The organism is Hymenobacter terrigena (assembly GCF_054776515.1).
This window is the reverse complement of record NZ_BAAHBU010000005.1, coordinates 229,502-245,255: the sequence shown is the minus strand read 5'-3', so window position 1 is coordinate 245,255 and position 15,754 is coordinate 229,502. Positions and strand designations below refer to the sequence as shown.

Below are 15,754 nucleotides of genomic sequence, written 5' to 3'. Positions count from 1 at the left end.
ACTTCCACAGTATATGCCCCCCTTTATTTTTAACAACACAGTGATGCAAACCGAGACACTGCAATTGACTAAAAGTGTAGCTGGCTGGTGGAGGAGGTGGTCTATTTCCCAAGTGAGTTATGTGTGGCTTATCGTTGCCATCCTTCATTGCGCTTTGATGAAGGACACATCGAATTGGAACCGCTCCGACGTATTGGTTTGGGATGCGGGTGGTTATTATCTATACCTACCTTCCACCTTCATCACCAATGATTTAGGCGATGGCAAGTACTTAGCTTACATCCGTGAGCAGTACCGCCCCGACCTAAACCCGGACTATAGTCTTGTGCATTTGCCCAATGGCCGGGCGGTGTTCAAATACCCTATCGGCATGGCGATTGTATATGCGCCATGGTTTGCGCTGGCGCATGCATATGCAGCCATTTCGGGCTACCCAATGGATGGCTATTCTGTGCCCTATCAAATGAGTATAGCCTTTGGCTGCATGTTTTATGCCTTGTTGGGCCTGTGGCTGCTGGGCCGGGAGTTGCGCCATTACGTGCCAGACGGGCTGGCGGCGCTAACGCTTCTAGTCATTAGTTTAGGCACTAACCTTTTCATTTACAGCACCATCAATTCGCCGATGACGCATGGCACGTTGTTTCTGATGAACGTGCTCTTGCTAACATACACGCGGCGGTGGTACGCAAAAGGAAACTGGTCAGTTGGCTTACGGCTAGCATTAACTTTTGGACTGATGCTGCTGATAAGGCCCTCGGAACTATGGATGGCGGCGGTCCCGCTGCTGTGGGGCCTCACCAGTCGCAATGCCCTGAGGCGACGTCTGTCCTTCTGGCTGCACAGGTGGCAGCAGATGCTGGCCATGGTGGCCACTATTGCCGTTTTGGTCAGTGTGCAATTCATTTTCTGGCGGCTAGTGGGTGGTCATTGGTTTCTGGACTTCTATCCGGGCGAAAAATTCTACTTGCTTAACCCACACTTGTGGGACGGCTTATTTAGCGTGCGCAGAGGCTGGCTGTTCTGGAGTCCGCTATTGGTGTTTGCCTTATTGGGCATCATCTGGCTGCGGCGAACTGTGCCGGCCGCTGTTCCTGTGGTGCTAGTGCTGGTGCCATCGGTCATTTACATCACCTTCAGTTGGTGGGATTGGACGTATGGTGGCGGCTTTGGCTGCCGCCCGCTCATCAGCCTGTATCCGCTGCTAAGCCTGTGCTTGGCTAGCTTTTGGATGCGCTGGTGGCAGAAGGCTGCTGTGCCGCTTGCCTTCGTGATAGGGCTGCTTGTGCTGCTCAACGTGAGCCAGAGCTGGCAGTTTAGCCGTGCCATAATAGACTGTTGCGACGTGACTTGGAAGCACTACAAAGAAAATTTCTTCAGATACTAGTCTTGCTTTGGCACCCTTAATCGTGGGGGATGTAGCACCGCCTACGAGTGGCACCCAGCTTACTTCTCATCCTTATGTTGGCGCTGGTCTTCCGCAATTTGCTCTCTCTCATATTGCGCAACAGCATTTTTATGTAATTCATCTGCTAGCTGGTGCCCCCCTTGATAGCTCTCTTCCCATAGACGCTTTTGCATTTCCGGAGGGCGGCTCATTTCTTTTTCGATTTGCTGAACCCGGTGTTTCGTGGCCTCTGAAGGGGGATAGAACAGGTCGTACATCTGGTCGATAATACTGTGGTCGTATAGGTTGTGCTCGGTCATGTGCATCAGAATGAATTTGCGGGACTTTATTTCCTGCGCAAAGTCAAGTTGCCACAGTTCATGCCCTTCACGGGTATAGCCATCGGTGTATCGGAAAATATTTCGGTCCATGCCCCAGAAGCGGGACTCTGGCGCAAATAGCGTTTGCAAATAAGGCCAAAACTGCATTAGCGCCCAATTGAAACTATCGCCGACAATAAGCAGATTAGGGCGCTGCTGTCCCGTTTTCAGGGAATCAAATACCACTGTGGGATATGCCGCCGGATACGATTGGTAGGGGAAGAACAGATTAAGCGTTTCGGTGAGGTCTGCATCGGTTGACCTGAGCGAGTCATATTTGACAACTACCGGGCCCTGGCGCCTGAAGTCTATTAAGTCGAAGTGCCCGAGTTGTTCAATACGCGGGAAAAGCGTGTCGGCAGCCAGGGCCGCACCGTAACCGCTCCAGTGCGTGCCGCCCTTGGGAAAAAGTGCATAGCGCGTAGTATCCTTCCAGGATTTAAATAAGGCAACGAAATCTAACATATTGACCTGCTGAGCTTGCATTTCCCGCGCAAAAAGTTCGTAGTTGGTGAGGCCCCGCACGGTGTTTCGCAAATGGGCCGGCAGGTTTTCGGGCTGGTAGCGAGCTTTATTAGGCGCAATTGCAAACAGGAAGGAAATGCCTTGCCGGGCCAGAGTATCCTGCAGAATGCGCAGCCGCCGCACCCGAAACCGCACCTCATCGGGTGTCAGCCGGTTGTGGCCCTGATAGCTCGCAACTGGGCTCGATTGAAACAACACATCCTGGTTTCCTACTACAATATCGCTTGACGTGGCAATTCGGAAGCAGGAAAACAAAAGCTGATTTCGCAACCGAACAAAGGTTGAGCGAAAGCCGATGCGGTCTTCTAAATAGTGTTCCAGTGTTGGCTGGTAGGTATTTTCGCGTAGCCCTTCCCAATGAAAGGACGGTCGCGGGGACATGATAAATGCTCCAGCCAGTCCCGTTTCTGCAACGAAATGAAACCGGGCCTGCAGTACCGGCACCAGCATTATGGCCAGCAGCATGCCAAGCAAAACCCGCTTTAGAAGAATTGACATAACGAAAAATAATTTAGAATAATAGACCTACCGGCCTTGTTCAGACAATCAAGTATGGCGATTTAATTACGCATTAAATCACCATACTAAGAGCAAATCTTCGCAGCTTGTATATTCAACGAACTACAGTGGTTGTTGACGCTCGAAAATCTCCTCTGCCTTTTCCCGGTTTTTCCGCGTGAATTCATCCGGATTTTTCGCTTGCTCCTCCCAGCTTGCTTCGCGGGCTAGCTTCTGGGCAATCTGGTCGATAGCAGTTTGGTTAGCCGCAGTCAGCGGATGATAAAGGCGGTACACCCGGTCAACAAACTTAAAAAAGTGCTCTACAAAATTATGTTCTGTGAGCAGTAGCACGATGAAACGGCGTGATTCAATTTGCGCCCGCCAGTCGAGATTGATAGAAATGTCTCCCGTATTATGTTCTACGCTGTCGGGTATCCGCACGGTGTAGCCGTAGTACCAGAGTCGGGAATCGTCGGCGAATTCGCGCTGGATATAAGGGTTGAAATACATCAAGCTCAGTGTGAAGCTGTCGCCCACGAACAGTGCCGACGGTCGGGTCTGGCCCGGCCGGGGAGGGTCGAAGGCCAAATGCGGATAAGCCAACGGAGTGGCTTCTGCCTGCTGAAGCAGATTCAAGGGACCACCAATGTCGTTATCGGTAGCCCGGAGCGAGTCGGCATTGTGAATGATGGTTGGTGGCCCAACTGTGCGCACGGTTGGAAAATGCAGGTTACCCATTTGTTCCAGCCGCCGTAGCAACGTGTCGGCGGCCAGCGTAGCACCGTAGCCGCTCCAATGGGTACCGCCACGCGGAAAAAGGGGGTATGGCTTGGTTTCTTTCCAGTGAGCGAACAGGGGTACCATATCGAGCACTGCAACCGAATCGGCCTGCATGGCCCGCATATACCGGTCATAGTTGGTTGCTGTGCCGGGAGCAGGACGCAGGTGCGTGGGCAGATTTTCGGGCTGGAAACGCGCTTTATTAGGCGCCATCACGAATAGCAACTGTACTCCGCGCTGGGCCAATTCGCGTTGCACCGCTCGTAGCCGCCTCACCTGGAAATTCACTTCCGCTTCTTCAAATAGGTCGCGGCCTTGGTAACTTGTGATATGGGCAGGCTGAAATAGAACACCGTGCTGACCCACCACAATGTCGCTCGACCGGGCCACCCTGAATAAGGAGAATGCCAATTGGTTGCGCAGGCGAATCAGGGTTGGGCGGAAACCAATGCTGTCTTCCAAGTAGTGTTCCAGCGTTAGCTGATAGGTATTGTCGCGCAGGCCCTCCCAGCTAAGAGACGGCTTCGAAGTTGCCGTAAATGCCCCAGCCAGCTGTTTTTCTGCAACGAAATGAAACTTGGCCTGTAATACCGGTACCAGTACTACCGCCAGCAACATAAACAGCAAAAACCGTTTGTATAAAGCCGTCACGAATCAAAAAAAAGGATGATTTATAGGTCGTTAGCAATGCTAAAACCGGAAATAAATGAAGGGATTGAAGGAGCTACCGACAATATAGCTGATGCTAAGCACCAGTAGCAGCGCCGTAACGAAGGTGAGGCCCGTAGCACCCCGCATGGAAAAATGCCCGGCAGCCAGTGTGCTTAACTCCCAACGCTCAACTTTAGGCAGTGCCGCAACAAACGATATGAAAGCAGCCAGCCCCATGGTGAACCAAAACTCATGGTTGAGATAAGGCGACTCGGCGGCCGACCCGGTGATGCCAAACAGCGCGCCGATATAGGCCACAGCACCAGCCAGCGTTTCGGCGCGGAACAGTACCCAACCCACCACGGTGATGAGAAAGGTCGGTACGATGCTAAGTGCGCCAATGCGCTGGTATATGCGCAGCAGAAACAGGCGGTCCAGGATGAGAAAAAAGCCGTGGAAAGCTCCCCAGGCAATAAAATTCCAGGCCGCCCCGTGCCAGAAACCGGAGAGGATGAACACCGTCCAGAGATTGACGTAGAGGCGACTGGGTTTCACGCGGTTGCCTCCGAGGGGAATGTAGAGGTAGTCGCGCATCCAGCGGCCCAGCGTGATGTGCCAGCGCTGCCAGAACTCGGTGATGGAGCGAGATATGTAGGGATTATTGAAGTTTTCAGGAAACTGAAAGCCCATCATTCGTCCCAAACCGATGGCCATATCAGAGTAGCCCGAAAAGTCGAAATAAATCTGGAATGTGTAGGCCAAGGCTCCTATCCAAGCCAGTCCGGGCGTCAGGGTATTGGGAGCCATACCAAAAATACCGTTGGCCTGTTCGCCCAGTACGTTGGCAATAAGCACCTTTTTGGCTAGGCCAATAACGAACCGAAACAGGCCTGCCAGCTTCTGGTCTACAGTGTCGAAGGCCGCGCGGTCGGTGAGCTGACCAGCAATTTCGTGAAAGCGCACGATGGGGCCGGCAATCATCTTGGGAAACAGCATGATATAGAGCATGAAGTCCCAGAAAGACTTGAGCGGCTTGTTCACGCCCCGATACACATCGATGGTATAGGTCAGCTTTTCGAAGGTAAAAAACGAGATACCGATGGGCAACACCACTTTTTCCCAGGTCAGCGGCGGGCCACCAAAGTAGGCGCGCACGGTACTGGCATTGTCCAGAAAAAAGTTGGCGTACTTAAAATAAAAGAGCATCGTCACGTTGATGACAACGCTCATAATGAGAAAGATGCGTTGCTTCCAACGCTCCGGTGTGGCATCCATGTAGCGGATGAGCACAAAATTCACCACAACTGAGCTCAGAAAGAGCGCCAGAAAATTCAGGCCGCCCCAAGCGTAAAAGGCCAAGCTTGCTATCAGCGCTACCGTGTTTTTCCAACGCGCGGGAGCAGCATAATACAGCAGCAAAAAACCTGGCAGGAAGTAGAAAAGGAAAAGTGTACTGCTAAAAACCATGTGCTAATTATTAATAAAATAAGGGAACGCTTCACTAAGCAAACCGTTTCAAAAATACGCAACCTTGATTAAAGCCCGGTTCTATGGCATAGGTATCTGTGCTGATTGGGCGGGCACGATGGCATCCGACGCTGAACCATGCTTGGGACAAACCTGCGGCGAACACATACCTTTGCCTTACACTTTTTGAGTTTATGCTGAAACACGTTACTGCCAGCGGCTTGCTGGCCACCCTGTTATTAACGGGCTGCTCCTCCACATCAGGCGATGCACCAGCGGATGGGCAGCTTGCCTTCAATAACTTTGAAAATCTGGACGGTTGGCTGGCCGACTCACCAGCTTTGGCTACCATCAACCGCGAGAAAGCCCATTCCGGCGTTTATAGCACCAAGGTCAGCCCAGGCCATGACTACAGCCTCGGCTATAGCAATACCCTCGAGCGTTTTTCGCCCGACTGGCCCGCCAAAATCACGGTAAGTGCCTGGGTATTGCTTCCCAACGACCAGGCCAACGCCAAGTTGGTGACACAGGTTAAAAGCCCCAACGCAGGCTCCGACCTCGTGTGGGAAGGCTTGGAACTGAACAAAGTAGTGAAGGTATACAACAAGTGGCAGCATGTGGAGCAAACCATCACCATGCCCGAAGCTGCTAAGCCCGATAGCCGCCTGCTGGTTTACCTCTGGCGCGCCGACAGCAAAGAGCCCGTGTACCTTGATGACTTGGAGATTTCACTTGCTAAATAGTTGGCCCAACGGGCGCTATTTCACCACTTCTACGGGTACCCGCAGCCGCACGGGCCAGTCTCGATAATCGCGGCTGACGAGGCTGATTTCGCAAGTGTAATGGCCAGGCTGCTGGGGCATTTGCAAGAGCAGTTCCTGAGTCCAGGGCTGCCATACATCCACTTCCAGCGCGGTTTGCACGGGGCTGGTATCAGAAGGCCAGTCGTGCGATTTGTAGAACGCCGTGCGCAGCAACGTGGGATGGTCGGCCCGGATACCGGAATGGAGGGGCCGGGCTGCCTCCGGCACCGTTATTTTAACGGCAACAACTTGCGAATGAGCTGCCCGCAGCGTAGCAGGCAGCGGCTTTGCCAGTTCCAGGCGGATGCCTTCGTGGGCCGTGATATAGGCATTGAGGGCGTTGGGTTCCTGCGGCGGCTCGGTATTGAGCACGCGGTAGGTGGTATTGGGAAAGCGGCAATAGTTGCCGGGCAATTCGGCGCTTTTCATGTTTTCGAAGGGGCCGAGCAGGACACCGGGTTCCGAGCCGGCTCTTTTCATCTCGTCAATGTCCCAGCCTACTCGCACGGTTTGCACCGAATCGGGGTTATGGCATGCACTCACCATCATGGTTTCGCTAGCAGAAGCCCACCAGGGCCAGCCTGCTCGCAGGCGGTGCGGGTCTACATTGTCGGGCCACATAATGAATTTTCGCTCCGGGAACTGTTGCGTATAGTTGGTCAGATGCTTAAGCCAATGCTGATAAGCAGTATAAGACTCATGTCGGTACCAGACTAAAGCCAACCTGCCGACTAATAGCAAGCCCAATACACCAGCCGCCAAGAGTGGCCCCCGCCCAGCCCAACTGCGTTCGAGCGCCGGTAGGAACTCCATGGCGAAAGGAATAGCCACGAAAAGGGTAAGTGGCAAGTAGAGATTTTCGAGATAAGTAGCTTCTGTATAGTCAGGATTGGAGACGTTGATAATGAATACGTAACCAACCACAAAGCCCCACATCAGCGCCAGTCGCAAACCAGCCAGCAAGTTCCACTGCCGCAAATAGAGCACCGTAAGTGCTAATAGCAGTACGGGCAGCGCAATGAAGCCATTGGCGCAGAGATGCCAGAAATTATCGAAGCTGCCAATAGCTAGGTAATTGGGGAAATACTTTACCAGATTAGGGGTAAAGGTCATGTGCGTGGCCTCGTACGAGCCCGGCGGGGTAAGCATCACCCGCAACTTGTACATGCCCAGCCCCAGCCCCAGCAGGCCATAGTAGCCCCAATCCCGAAACCGGCGGTTCAGCAACCAGTCGTAGGCCCAGATAAACAAAAAGGGAATGACGCACAGCGGGTGCCCAAAAATGAATACGGGCACCAGCGCAAGGAGGGCCAATGTGCTGATATTAAAACGCAAAGGGGTTTGCCGCGCAATACCGGCGTAGAATAGCAGCATGGCGGCCAAGGCCTGCGGCAACTCCGACTGTGCCCAATAGAACGTGCGCGAGGCCAGCAATACAAACAGCAGCGCGACAACCAACGCTACCTGCTCATTGCGCATCCAGTAGGCACACATGAGGAAAACCGCCAAGTAATAGACCACAAACACCACCGAGTAGAGGCGCAAAACCTGGTCGAGGGGCAGGCCGGCCCTGATGGCCGTCAGCGTGGGCCACTGCGTGACGATGGCCACAAAGCGCCGGTTCTGCACGAACAGCGACTTTGTTTTCAAGTAGATGAAGAGGTGGTAGGCAAGGTCGTAATAAGCCGACCGTTCCATGTAGAAGTGCCACGCAAACACCAGCAGAACCAGCATGGTGACCAAGCCCAGGCGCACTGGCCAGCGGGTTGCGTATTGTTTGGAAAGCAACATAGAGCAAAAAAATGAGGAACCAACCGGCCCGGGTCCGGTCAGCTACGCTTTGGCCTAGCCTGTCGGACAGGCTTATTGGCCTAGCAGGCCATACTTGAGGATGCAATAGATGGCACGAAACCCGTCGCGCCAGCCAATTTTTTTACCCTCGGCGTAGGTCCGGCCGTAGTAGCTGATGCCCACCTCGTAGATGCGGGCGTCCTTTACGCGGGCCACCTTGGCAGTTACCTCGGGCTCAAAGCCGAAGCGGTTTTCGACCAGTTTCAGGCCCTGAATGATGTCGCGCCGGAACATCTTGTAGCACGTTTCCATGTCGGTCAGGTTCAGGTCGGTCACCATGTTCGAGAACAGGGTAAGCCAATAGTTGCCGATGCTGTGCCAGAAAAACAGGATGCGGTGCGGGTTGCCGCCCATGAAGCGGGAGCCAAAAACCACGTCGGCAAACCCTTTTAATATGGGTTTAACCAGCAGGTTATATTCCTCGGGGTCGTACTCCAGGTCGGCGTCCTGAATGATGACGTAGTCGCCGGTGGCCTCGCGGATGCCCGTGTGCAGAGCGGCGCCTTTGCCCTTGTTCACGGGGTGCTCCAGCAGACGCAGGCCCATTTCGGGGTATTGTGCCGCGTAGGCCCGAATGGTATCGCCCGAGGCATCGGTAGAACAGTCGTTGACGAGAATTATCTCTTTGCTAATATTATTCACCAGCTTCAGCTCACGCAGCAAATCCAGAATTTGATGGATGGTGCGGGCCTCGTTGTAGACCGGAATAACGATGGATAGGGTGTCGAATTTTACCACAGGAAAGAAGTTGGACGCAGTCGGAAAGCAGCAAAGGTAAACGCTTCGCTTAATGAGGAATGAAGAATGAGGAATGAAGAATTGGAAAATGTGCTCGATGAGCTAAAATTCTTCATTAAGCCCAAGGCATCAAAGGGCCCCCGTGCGGCCACCGTCCACGGGCACGCTGGTGCCGTTGATGTAGCCGGCGGCGGGTGAGGCCAGGAAAACCACGGCAGCGGCCACTTCCTCGGCGTGGCCGAAGCGGCGGGCCGGAATAGTTTTCAGCATGTCGGCTTCGATGGCCTCGGCCGACTGGCCGGTTTGGGCTACTTTCTTCTCGATAAGAGAGGTGTGACGCTGGGTGAGCGTGGCCCCGGGCAGCACGTTGTTGACGGTGATGCTGGCCGGCCCCAGTTCATTGGCCAGGGTTTTGGCCCAGCTGGCCACTGCCCCGCGGATGGTGTTGCTCACGCCCAGCCCCGCCAGCGGAATCTTCACCGACGTGCTAATGATGTTGATGATGCGCCCGTAGCCAGCCGCCCGCATGCCCGGCACCACGGCCTGCGCCAGCAGCTGGTTGCAGATAACGTGCTGGTTGAAGGCAATGCGCAGGTCATCGACCGAAGCATCGAGTAGCGGGCCGCCGGCCGGCCCGCCGGTGTTGTTCACCAAGATGTGGAAGCCTTCGGGGTGCTGAGCCAGGTAGGCCTGCACCACGGCTTCGAGGTGGCTGGGGTCGTCGAAATCGGCCACTAGGTAGTTATGGCGGGCTTCGCCGGGCGTGGGCAAGGCGGCGACTACTTCGCGCAGCCGCGCTTCGTTGCGGGCCAGCAGCGTCACGGCGCAGCCTTGCTCGGCCAGCAACTGGGCCACGGCCCGGCCAATGCCCTGGGTAGAACCGCCCACAAGGGCGCGGCGGGAAGTCAACGGAAGGCTCATAGCAAGAGGTGGTTATTAAGGGAAAACGGAAAAACCGGCTTTTTACTTGGCGGGCGGGGTTAGCAGTACGTAACCGCCCACCAACTGCTCGCGGTAGCCGTAGGGCTGTAGCAGCTGGCGCAGGAAGGCATGCACGGGCTGGTTGCGGAAGGCCGGGTCGATAACGAAAGCGGCGGGGTCGTAGGTGCGCAGAAAGCCCTGCATCTGGCGGGACGTGGGCGGGGCGGGCGGCAGCGAGTCGGGCCGCATCTGTGCTTGCAGCAAGGCGTGCAGCACAGGCTGCTCGTCGAGCGAAGTAAACAGCTCAGGGCTGACCCGGGACAAGTAGCCGATGGGCAGCTTTTTGGCGTGCTGGGTTTGGTAGAACATCTGTTCCGGCTGCATTAGCCCCACTTGCCGGTTGCCATCCAGAATGCCCAGCGGAATGGGGATGAGCGAGGTACCAGGCAACTGAGCTACTTGCCGAAACACCGGCGGGATGGCCGCTTGCGTCAAGTGCTGGTAGGGCTGCGGCCAGAACTCCAGCAGCACAATACCCGCCAGCAGCAGGCTGAGCACCAGCCGTGTATTCGGCCGCAATGCCGTGGCCCACCAGGATTCCAGCGCGCTGAAGGAAACGATGGGCAGCAGCAGGCCCACCATCAGAATCCAACGGGTAGGACAGCGGATGTTATTGAAAAACGGGATGAAGTGGATGGCGGCCGTGGGCAGGTTGAGCCATTCGTGCCCGTAGATGCGCAACGTGGGCACGGTGAACATCAAGAAGATAATCAGCACCCAGGCCAGCGGTCGGCCGTCAGTGCTCTGCGCGCGTCGGGACGGGGGGCGCTGCCCGGCCAGGCGTAATGCCCACAGCGCCAGTGCCAGCAGCGGCAGCGCATATCCGATAAACAGCGTGTTTTCGAGCGAGCCCGGCATGTTGAATACCTTGGCGTTGTGGTAGAGCCGCGCCGCCCAATCCCAATACACGAACCGACTGGTGGGCGGCGGCATCAGGTAAGCCACCAAATCGCCGGCCCACCAGATGCTGTATTCGGGTAGTCCCGACAGGCGCAGCAGCCGCACCACAATGTGGCCGACCACCAGAATGCCCACCAGCCACGCCCAGGTACGCCACGCGCCCCACCGGATGCGTCCGATGCGGAACCAGAACCACGCGGCATACGCCAGCGAAAAGTACAACAGCCCAAACAGCACGTAGTAGTCGCTGAGAAGCGTGAGCACCCCCAGGGCCAGGCAGCCGGCCACGGCCCCCCAGCTGCGCACCCGGGGCAAAAACCGCCCTTCCTGAAATTCAAACGCCCGGAAAAACAGTAGAATATAAAAGGGAATCGTGGCCGTGAGCTGCAGGTTGAAATGCTGGGTGAGGCGTTGCAGCTTGAAGGGCGAATAGACGAAGATAAACCCCGCCAATAAGCTCAGCACCGGGCTTTGGACCCAGCGCCGCGCCAGCAGGTAGGCCCCCGCCCCCGAGATGGCGGCACTCAGGAGCAAGCCCACATTCACGGCCAGAAACGGATTGTTCAGGCCGAGGTTCAGCAGGCCCAGCACAGGCAGGTAGCCGTGCATTATCAGCCCGGTGCCGCGCGGAAAAAACAGCCAATCGGTCACATACGGGTTGTGCCCGCTGAGCAGGAGCTTGCGAAAATGCCAAGCATCCCAAATATAGCCGCTGGAATCGCCGCCCGGTATCGCGATAAAAGACGTCCCGAAATTGGCGCCCAGTGGCCAGGTAAAAACCACAAATGCCAGGCCGTAGAAAAGAAGCAGAAGTAGCAGGCGCTGCCCGTTTTTCATAATAGCAGGTATGGGTTGGCGCCCGGGCTGGATGAAGCCGGATAAGCGGCAAAGATAGCGCCGTCGGTTTGCGGAGAGTGGCTGGCTGCCAGCTCCCAGCCGGACAATTTGGCCCGGACTCCGCGCCCGGCAGTAGTTTAGTATTCCCAACCAACCCATCCCGCCCATGATAGCCCGTCCGTTTAATTTCCAGAAGTGGATTGATGAGCACCGCCATTTGCTGAAGCCCCCGGTGGGCAACCAGCAGGTTTTCAAAGACAATAAGGATTTCATCGTGATGGTGGTGGGCGGCCCCAACGCCCGCAAAGACTACCACGTGGATGCCGGCGAGGAGCTGTTCTGGCAAATCGAAGGCACGATGACCGTCAAAATCATCGAGGATGGCAAGCCGGTCGACATCACCATTGGTCCGGGCGAGATGTTTCTGCTGCCGCCCCACGTGCCGCACTCGCCACGCCGCCCGGCTGGCACCGTGGGCCTGGTGCTGGAACGCTACCGCACCACCGACGAGCCCGACGGCTTCCAGTGGTACTGCGAAAACTGCGGCCACAAGCTGCACGAGGAGTTCGCCCTCATCACCGACATCGTGGCCCAGCTGCCGCCCATCATGAATGCCTTTTGGGCCAATGACGACCTGCGCACCTGCAAAAACTGCGGCACCTACATGGAAGCTCCCGCGCCGGTTGTTTAACATTCGTCATCCTGAGCACCGCGCAGGATGACGAATTATTTTTCCTTGCCCCTGCCTGCCCCACTCGCCTCGCCGTGTTGCCCAATTCCCTCAGCATCGACATCCACACCCACATTCTGCCCGAGCGCTGGCCCGACCTGCGCGAGCGGTACGGCTACGGCGGCTTCATCCGGCTCGACCACCACAAGCCGTGCTGCGCCCGCATGATGCAGGACGACAAGTTCTTCCGCGAGGTGCAGGACAACTGCTGGGACCCCGCCGTGCGGATGCGCGAGTACGACCAGTTTGGCGTGCAGGTGCAGGTGCTGAGCACCGTACCCGTCATGTTCAGCTACTGGGCGCAGCCGCTGGACTGCCTGGACCTCAGCCAGCTGCTGAATGACCACATTGCCGATGTGGTGCGCCGCTACCCTACCCGCTTCGTGGGCCTGGGCACCATCCCAATGCAGGACCCCGACCTGGCCATCCGGGAGCTGGAGCGCTGCATGAAAATCGGCTTGGCTGGTGTACAGATTGGCTCCCACGTCAACGACTGGAACCTGGATGCGCCGGAGCTTTTCGAGGTTTTCGCCGCCGCCGAGGAGCTGGGGGCCTGCGTATTTGTGCATCCCTGGGACATGATGGCCCAGCAAAAAATGCCCAAATACTGGCTGCCCTGGCTGGTGGGCATGCCCGCCGAAAGCACGCTGGCGCTCTGCTCCCTGATATTCGGCGGCGTGCTGGAGCGGCTGCCCAACCTGCGCGTGGCGGTGGCCCACGGCGGGGGCTCCTTCGCCAGTACCATCGGGCGCATCGAGCACGGCTGGCAGGTGCGGCCCGATTTGTGCGCCATCGACAACCCGCACAACCCGCGCAAGTACCTGGGCAAGTTTTGGGTTGATTCGCTGGTGCACGACCCGCTGATGCTGGACTACCTAGTGAAAACGCTGGGGGCCGATAAAATCACGCTCGGCACCGACTACCCGTTTCCGCTGGGCGAGTTGGAGCCGGGCCAGCTCATCAAATCCATGTCGTTTTCGGATGATATCAAAGCCCGAATGCTGGGCCAGAACGCGCTGGACTGGCTGGGGCTGACGGCCGAACGGTTCGGCCATGCCCCACTGAGTGCCAATGCCCGGGCAATGCTAAGGCCATAACCTTTTGTTAGCATCGGCAGGAGCTTTGCGCCGACCTTTGCGGATATGATTACCGCTGTTACCTCCACCCCCGCCGCCCACCTCGACGCTACTGACCCGCTGGCCGCTTTCCGCCAGGAGTTTCACCTGCCGCCCGGTCCCGATGGCCGGCCCTGCGCCTACTTCTGCGGCAACTCGCTGGGCCTGATGCCCAAGGCCGCCCGCGCCGCCGCCGAGCAGGAGTTCGAAACCTGGGAGCGGCTGGGCGTGGAAGGCCATTTCCACGCGCCCTCGTTCTGGATGCACTTCCACAACACCCTCACCGAGGCCACGGCCCGGCTGGTGGGCGCCAAGCCGATTGAGGTGGTGGTGATGAACAACCTGACCGTGAACCTGCACCTGCTGCTGGTCACGTTTTACCGTCCTACGGCCACGCGCTACAAGATTCTGATGGAAGGCGGCGCGTTCCCATCGGACCAGTACGCCATCGAAAGCCAGGCCCGCCTGCACGGCCTCGACCCCGACGACGCCATTGTGGAGCTGGTGCCCCGCCCCGGCGAGCACACCCTGCGCACGGAAGACATCGAAGCCAGAATCGCGGAGCTCGGCGATTCGCTCGCCACCGTCCTTATCGGCGGGGTGAACTACTACACCGGGCAGGCCTTTGATATGGCGGCCATTGCCAAAGCGGGCCACGCCGTGGGGGCCTACGTAGGCTTCGACCTGGCCCACGCCGCCGGCAACCTTGACCTGCGTCTGCACGATTGGGACGTGGATTTTGCCTGCTGGTGCACGTACAAGTACCTGAATTCCGGCCCCGGCGGCACCTCGGGCGTGTTCGTGCACGAGCGATTTGCCAACCGGCCCGACCTTGTGCGACTGGCCGGCTGGTGGGGTCACGACGCCTCGGTGCGCTTCCAGATGAAAAAAGGCTTCCGGCCCATGCCCGGCGCGGCCGGCTGGCAGCTCTCCAACGCCCAGATTTTTCCGATGGCCATTCACCGCGCCAGCCTCGAAATTGTGGACCGGGCCGGGGGCATGGCCGTGCTGCGCCGCAAGAGCGAACAGCTTACTGCCCGTCTCGAAAGCCTCATCCGGGGCCTGAATCTTCCTACGGATAAGCTCGAAATCATCACGCCCGCCGACCCTGCCCAGCGCGGCTGCCAGCTCTCGGTGCTGGTGCACGAGCGGGGACGCGAGCTGTTCGATTTCCTGGCCGCGCAGGGCATCATTGCCGACTGGCGTGAGCCCAATGTTATCCGCCTGGCACCCGTGCCGCTCTATAATTCGTTTGAGGATGTGGAGCGGGTGGGCGCAGCGCTTACCCAATGGGCGAATGAGCAAGCGAATGGGTGAATGAGCGAATGTTTCTCTCGTATACCCCATTAAATCACTCATTCGCTCATTCACCCATTCACCCATTGAAAATGGAAGATTACGCCGCCAAGATGCTGCTCAAGACCGACGCGGCCCTGCGCGAATACGTGACCGGCCATGTCCAGTACCGCGAGGCCGCCGTGCTCGCCGCCCTCGATGAGCTGCGCCGCCGGGGCCAGCCCGCCCCCGAAGAAGAAGCCCTGCGCCCCAGCCTCGAAGCCGGCGCAGCTGCCCAGCGCACGATTGACGAAGCTGCCGAAGCCGCGCAAGAAAGGGCTCGGCCGGCTGACACATTTGATGCTACTGAGCCCGACGAAACCGCGCCCGCGCTGTATTCGCCGGTGACCATCGTACTATTTTCCATCCCGTTCACACTGCTGGCGGGCGGCGTACTGCTGGGGCTCAACCTGTGGCGGCTCGACCGCAAGCGGGCTCTGCTGAGCCTGGTGATTTTCATTGTGGCCTACTTACTGGCTGGGATGCTGGCGCTGAGCTGGGCGCTGCCCCGCTTCGGCTTGAGCCCGTGGTACGGGCCGCTGTTCAACCTGCCCGCTATTCTGGCTTATGTGCTGTGGTTCTGGCCGCGCTACGTGGGGCAGCCCGTTTACCGAAACCGCAGCTGGCTGCCGCCGCTGCTGGTGTGCTTCGCGCTGGCCTACGGGGCTCAGCGCTTCCAGTCCTACATGCTCAAGCAGCAGCCCAAGGAGGTACAGCAGGAGCTTGAGCGCATGATGCCGAAACAGTAAGGCCAAACCCCAATGGCGGCCCCGCCC

Annotated in this window: 13 protein-coding genes; 6 read left to right on the top strand and 7 right to left on the bottom strand. The window is 57.4% G+C overall.

The features are described from left to right. Nucleotides 1–13 precede the first annotated feature (13 nt). Nucleotides 14–1,384: a hypothetical protein gene (locus ACYU7Q_RS20265; RefSeq protein WP_460611278.1), complete on the top strand. Its 1,371-nt coding sequence runs from the start codon at nucleotides 14–16 to the stop codon at nucleotides 1,382–1,384. 59 nt (nucleotides 1,385–1,443) lie between these two features. On the opposite strand, the gene ACYU7Q_RS20260 is transcribed toward ACYU7Q_RS20265, so the two are convergent. The 3 genes from ACYU7Q_RS20260 to ACYU7Q_RS20250 form a co-directional block, all read right to left on the bottom strand. Then, nucleotides 1,444–2,787, bottom strand: a complete 1,344-nt coding sequence (locus ACYU7Q_RS20260) for an alginate O-acetyltransferase AlgX-related protein (RefSeq protein WP_460611277.1) — start codon at nucleotides 2,785–2,787, stop codon at nucleotides 1,444–1,446. Between the two features lie 123 nt (nucleotides 2,788–2,910). Then, a complete protein-coding gene (locus tag ACYU7Q_RS20255; protein ID WP_460611276.1) occupies nucleotides 2,911–4,221 on the bottom strand; it encodes an alginate O-acetyltransferase AlgX-related protein in 1,311 nt (436 codons plus the stop codon). Between the two features lie 39 nt (nucleotides 4,222–4,260). Next, the gene (locus tag ACYU7Q_RS20250) at nucleotides 4,261–5,580 is read right to left on the bottom strand and encodes an MBOAT family O-acyltransferase (RefSeq protein ID WP_460611275.1); all 1,320 of its coding nucleotides are present in this window, start codon (nucleotides 5,578–5,580) and stop codon (nucleotides 4,261–4,263) included. A 302-nt stretch (nucleotides 5,581–5,882) separates the two neighbouring features. Between ACYU7Q_RS20250 and ACYU7Q_RS20245 the strand changes: the two genes are divergently transcribed. Next, the gene (locus ACYU7Q_RS20245; protein ID WP_460611274.1) at nucleotides 5,883–6,431 is read left to right on the top strand and encodes a carbohydrate binding domain-containing protein; all 549 of its coding nucleotides are present in this window, start codon (nucleotides 5,883–5,885) and stop codon (nucleotides 6,429–6,431) included. A gap of 15 nt (nucleotides 6,432–6,446) precedes the next feature. On the opposite strand, the gene ACYU7Q_RS20240 is transcribed toward ACYU7Q_RS20245, so the two are convergent. From ACYU7Q_RS20240 to ACYU7Q_RS20225, 4 genes are all read right to left on the bottom strand, one after another. Beyond that, a complete protein-coding gene (locus tag ACYU7Q_RS20240) occupies nucleotides 6,447–8,282 on the bottom strand; it encodes a hypothetical protein (protein WP_460611273.1) in 1,836 nt (611 codons plus the stop codon). A gap of 72 nt (nucleotides 8,283–8,354) precedes the next feature. Further along, nucleotides 8,355–9,080: a glycosyltransferase family 2 protein gene (locus tag ACYU7Q_RS20235; protein ID WP_460611272.1), complete on the bottom strand. Its 726-nt coding sequence runs from the start codon at nucleotides 9,078–9,080 to the stop codon at nucleotides 8,355–8,357. Between the two features lie 129 nt (nucleotides 9,081–9,209). Continuing rightward, nucleotides 9,210–10,001: a Rossmann-fold NAD(P)-binding domain-containing protein gene (locus tag ACYU7Q_RS20230; protein ID WP_460611271.1), complete on the bottom strand. Its 792-nt coding sequence runs from the start codon at nucleotides 9,999–10,001 to the stop codon at nucleotides 9,210–9,212. Nucleotides 10,002–10,043: 42 nt separating this feature from the next. Continuing rightward, nucleotides 10,044–11,798, bottom strand: a complete 1,755-nt coding sequence (locus ACYU7Q_RS20225; protein WP_460611270.1) for a hypothetical protein — start codon at nucleotides 11,796–11,798, stop codon at nucleotides 10,044–10,046. A gap of 166 nt (nucleotides 11,799–11,964) precedes the next feature. Between ACYU7Q_RS20225 and ACYU7Q_RS20220 the strand changes: the two genes are divergently transcribed. The 4 genes from ACYU7Q_RS20220 to ACYU7Q_RS20205 all read left to right on the top strand — a co-directional run bounded on the left by ACYU7Q_RS20220 (nucleotide 11,965) and on the right by ACYU7Q_RS20205 (nucleotide 15,727). Continuing rightward, nucleotides 11,965–12,489, top strand: coding sequence for a 3-hydroxyanthranilate 3,4-dioxygenase (locus ACYU7Q_RS20220; protein ID WP_460611269.1), 525 nt, complete (start codon nucleotides 11,965–11,967; stop codon nucleotides 12,487–12,489). Nucleotides 12,490–12,563: 74 nt separating this feature from the next. Then, complete coding sequence (locus ACYU7Q_RS20215; protein ID WP_460611268.1) at nucleotides 12,564–13,625, top strand: amidohydrolase family protein; 1,062 nt, start codon at nucleotides 12,564–12,566, stop codon at nucleotides 13,623–13,625. A 45-nt stretch (nucleotides 13,626–13,670) separates the two neighbouring features. Next, nucleotides 13,671–14,960, top strand: coding sequence for a kynureninase (gene kynU / locus ACYU7Q_RS20210; protein WP_460611267.1), 1,290 nt, complete (start codon nucleotides 13,671–13,673; stop codon nucleotides 14,958–14,960). Between the two features lie 71 nt (nucleotides 14,961–15,031). After that, nucleotides 15,032–15,727, top strand: a complete 696-nt coding sequence (locus tag ACYU7Q_RS20205) for a hypothetical protein (RefSeq protein WP_460611266.1) — start codon at nucleotides 15,032–15,034, stop codon at nucleotides 15,725–15,727. The last annotated feature ends 27 nt before the right edge of the window (nucleotides 15,728–15,754 follow it).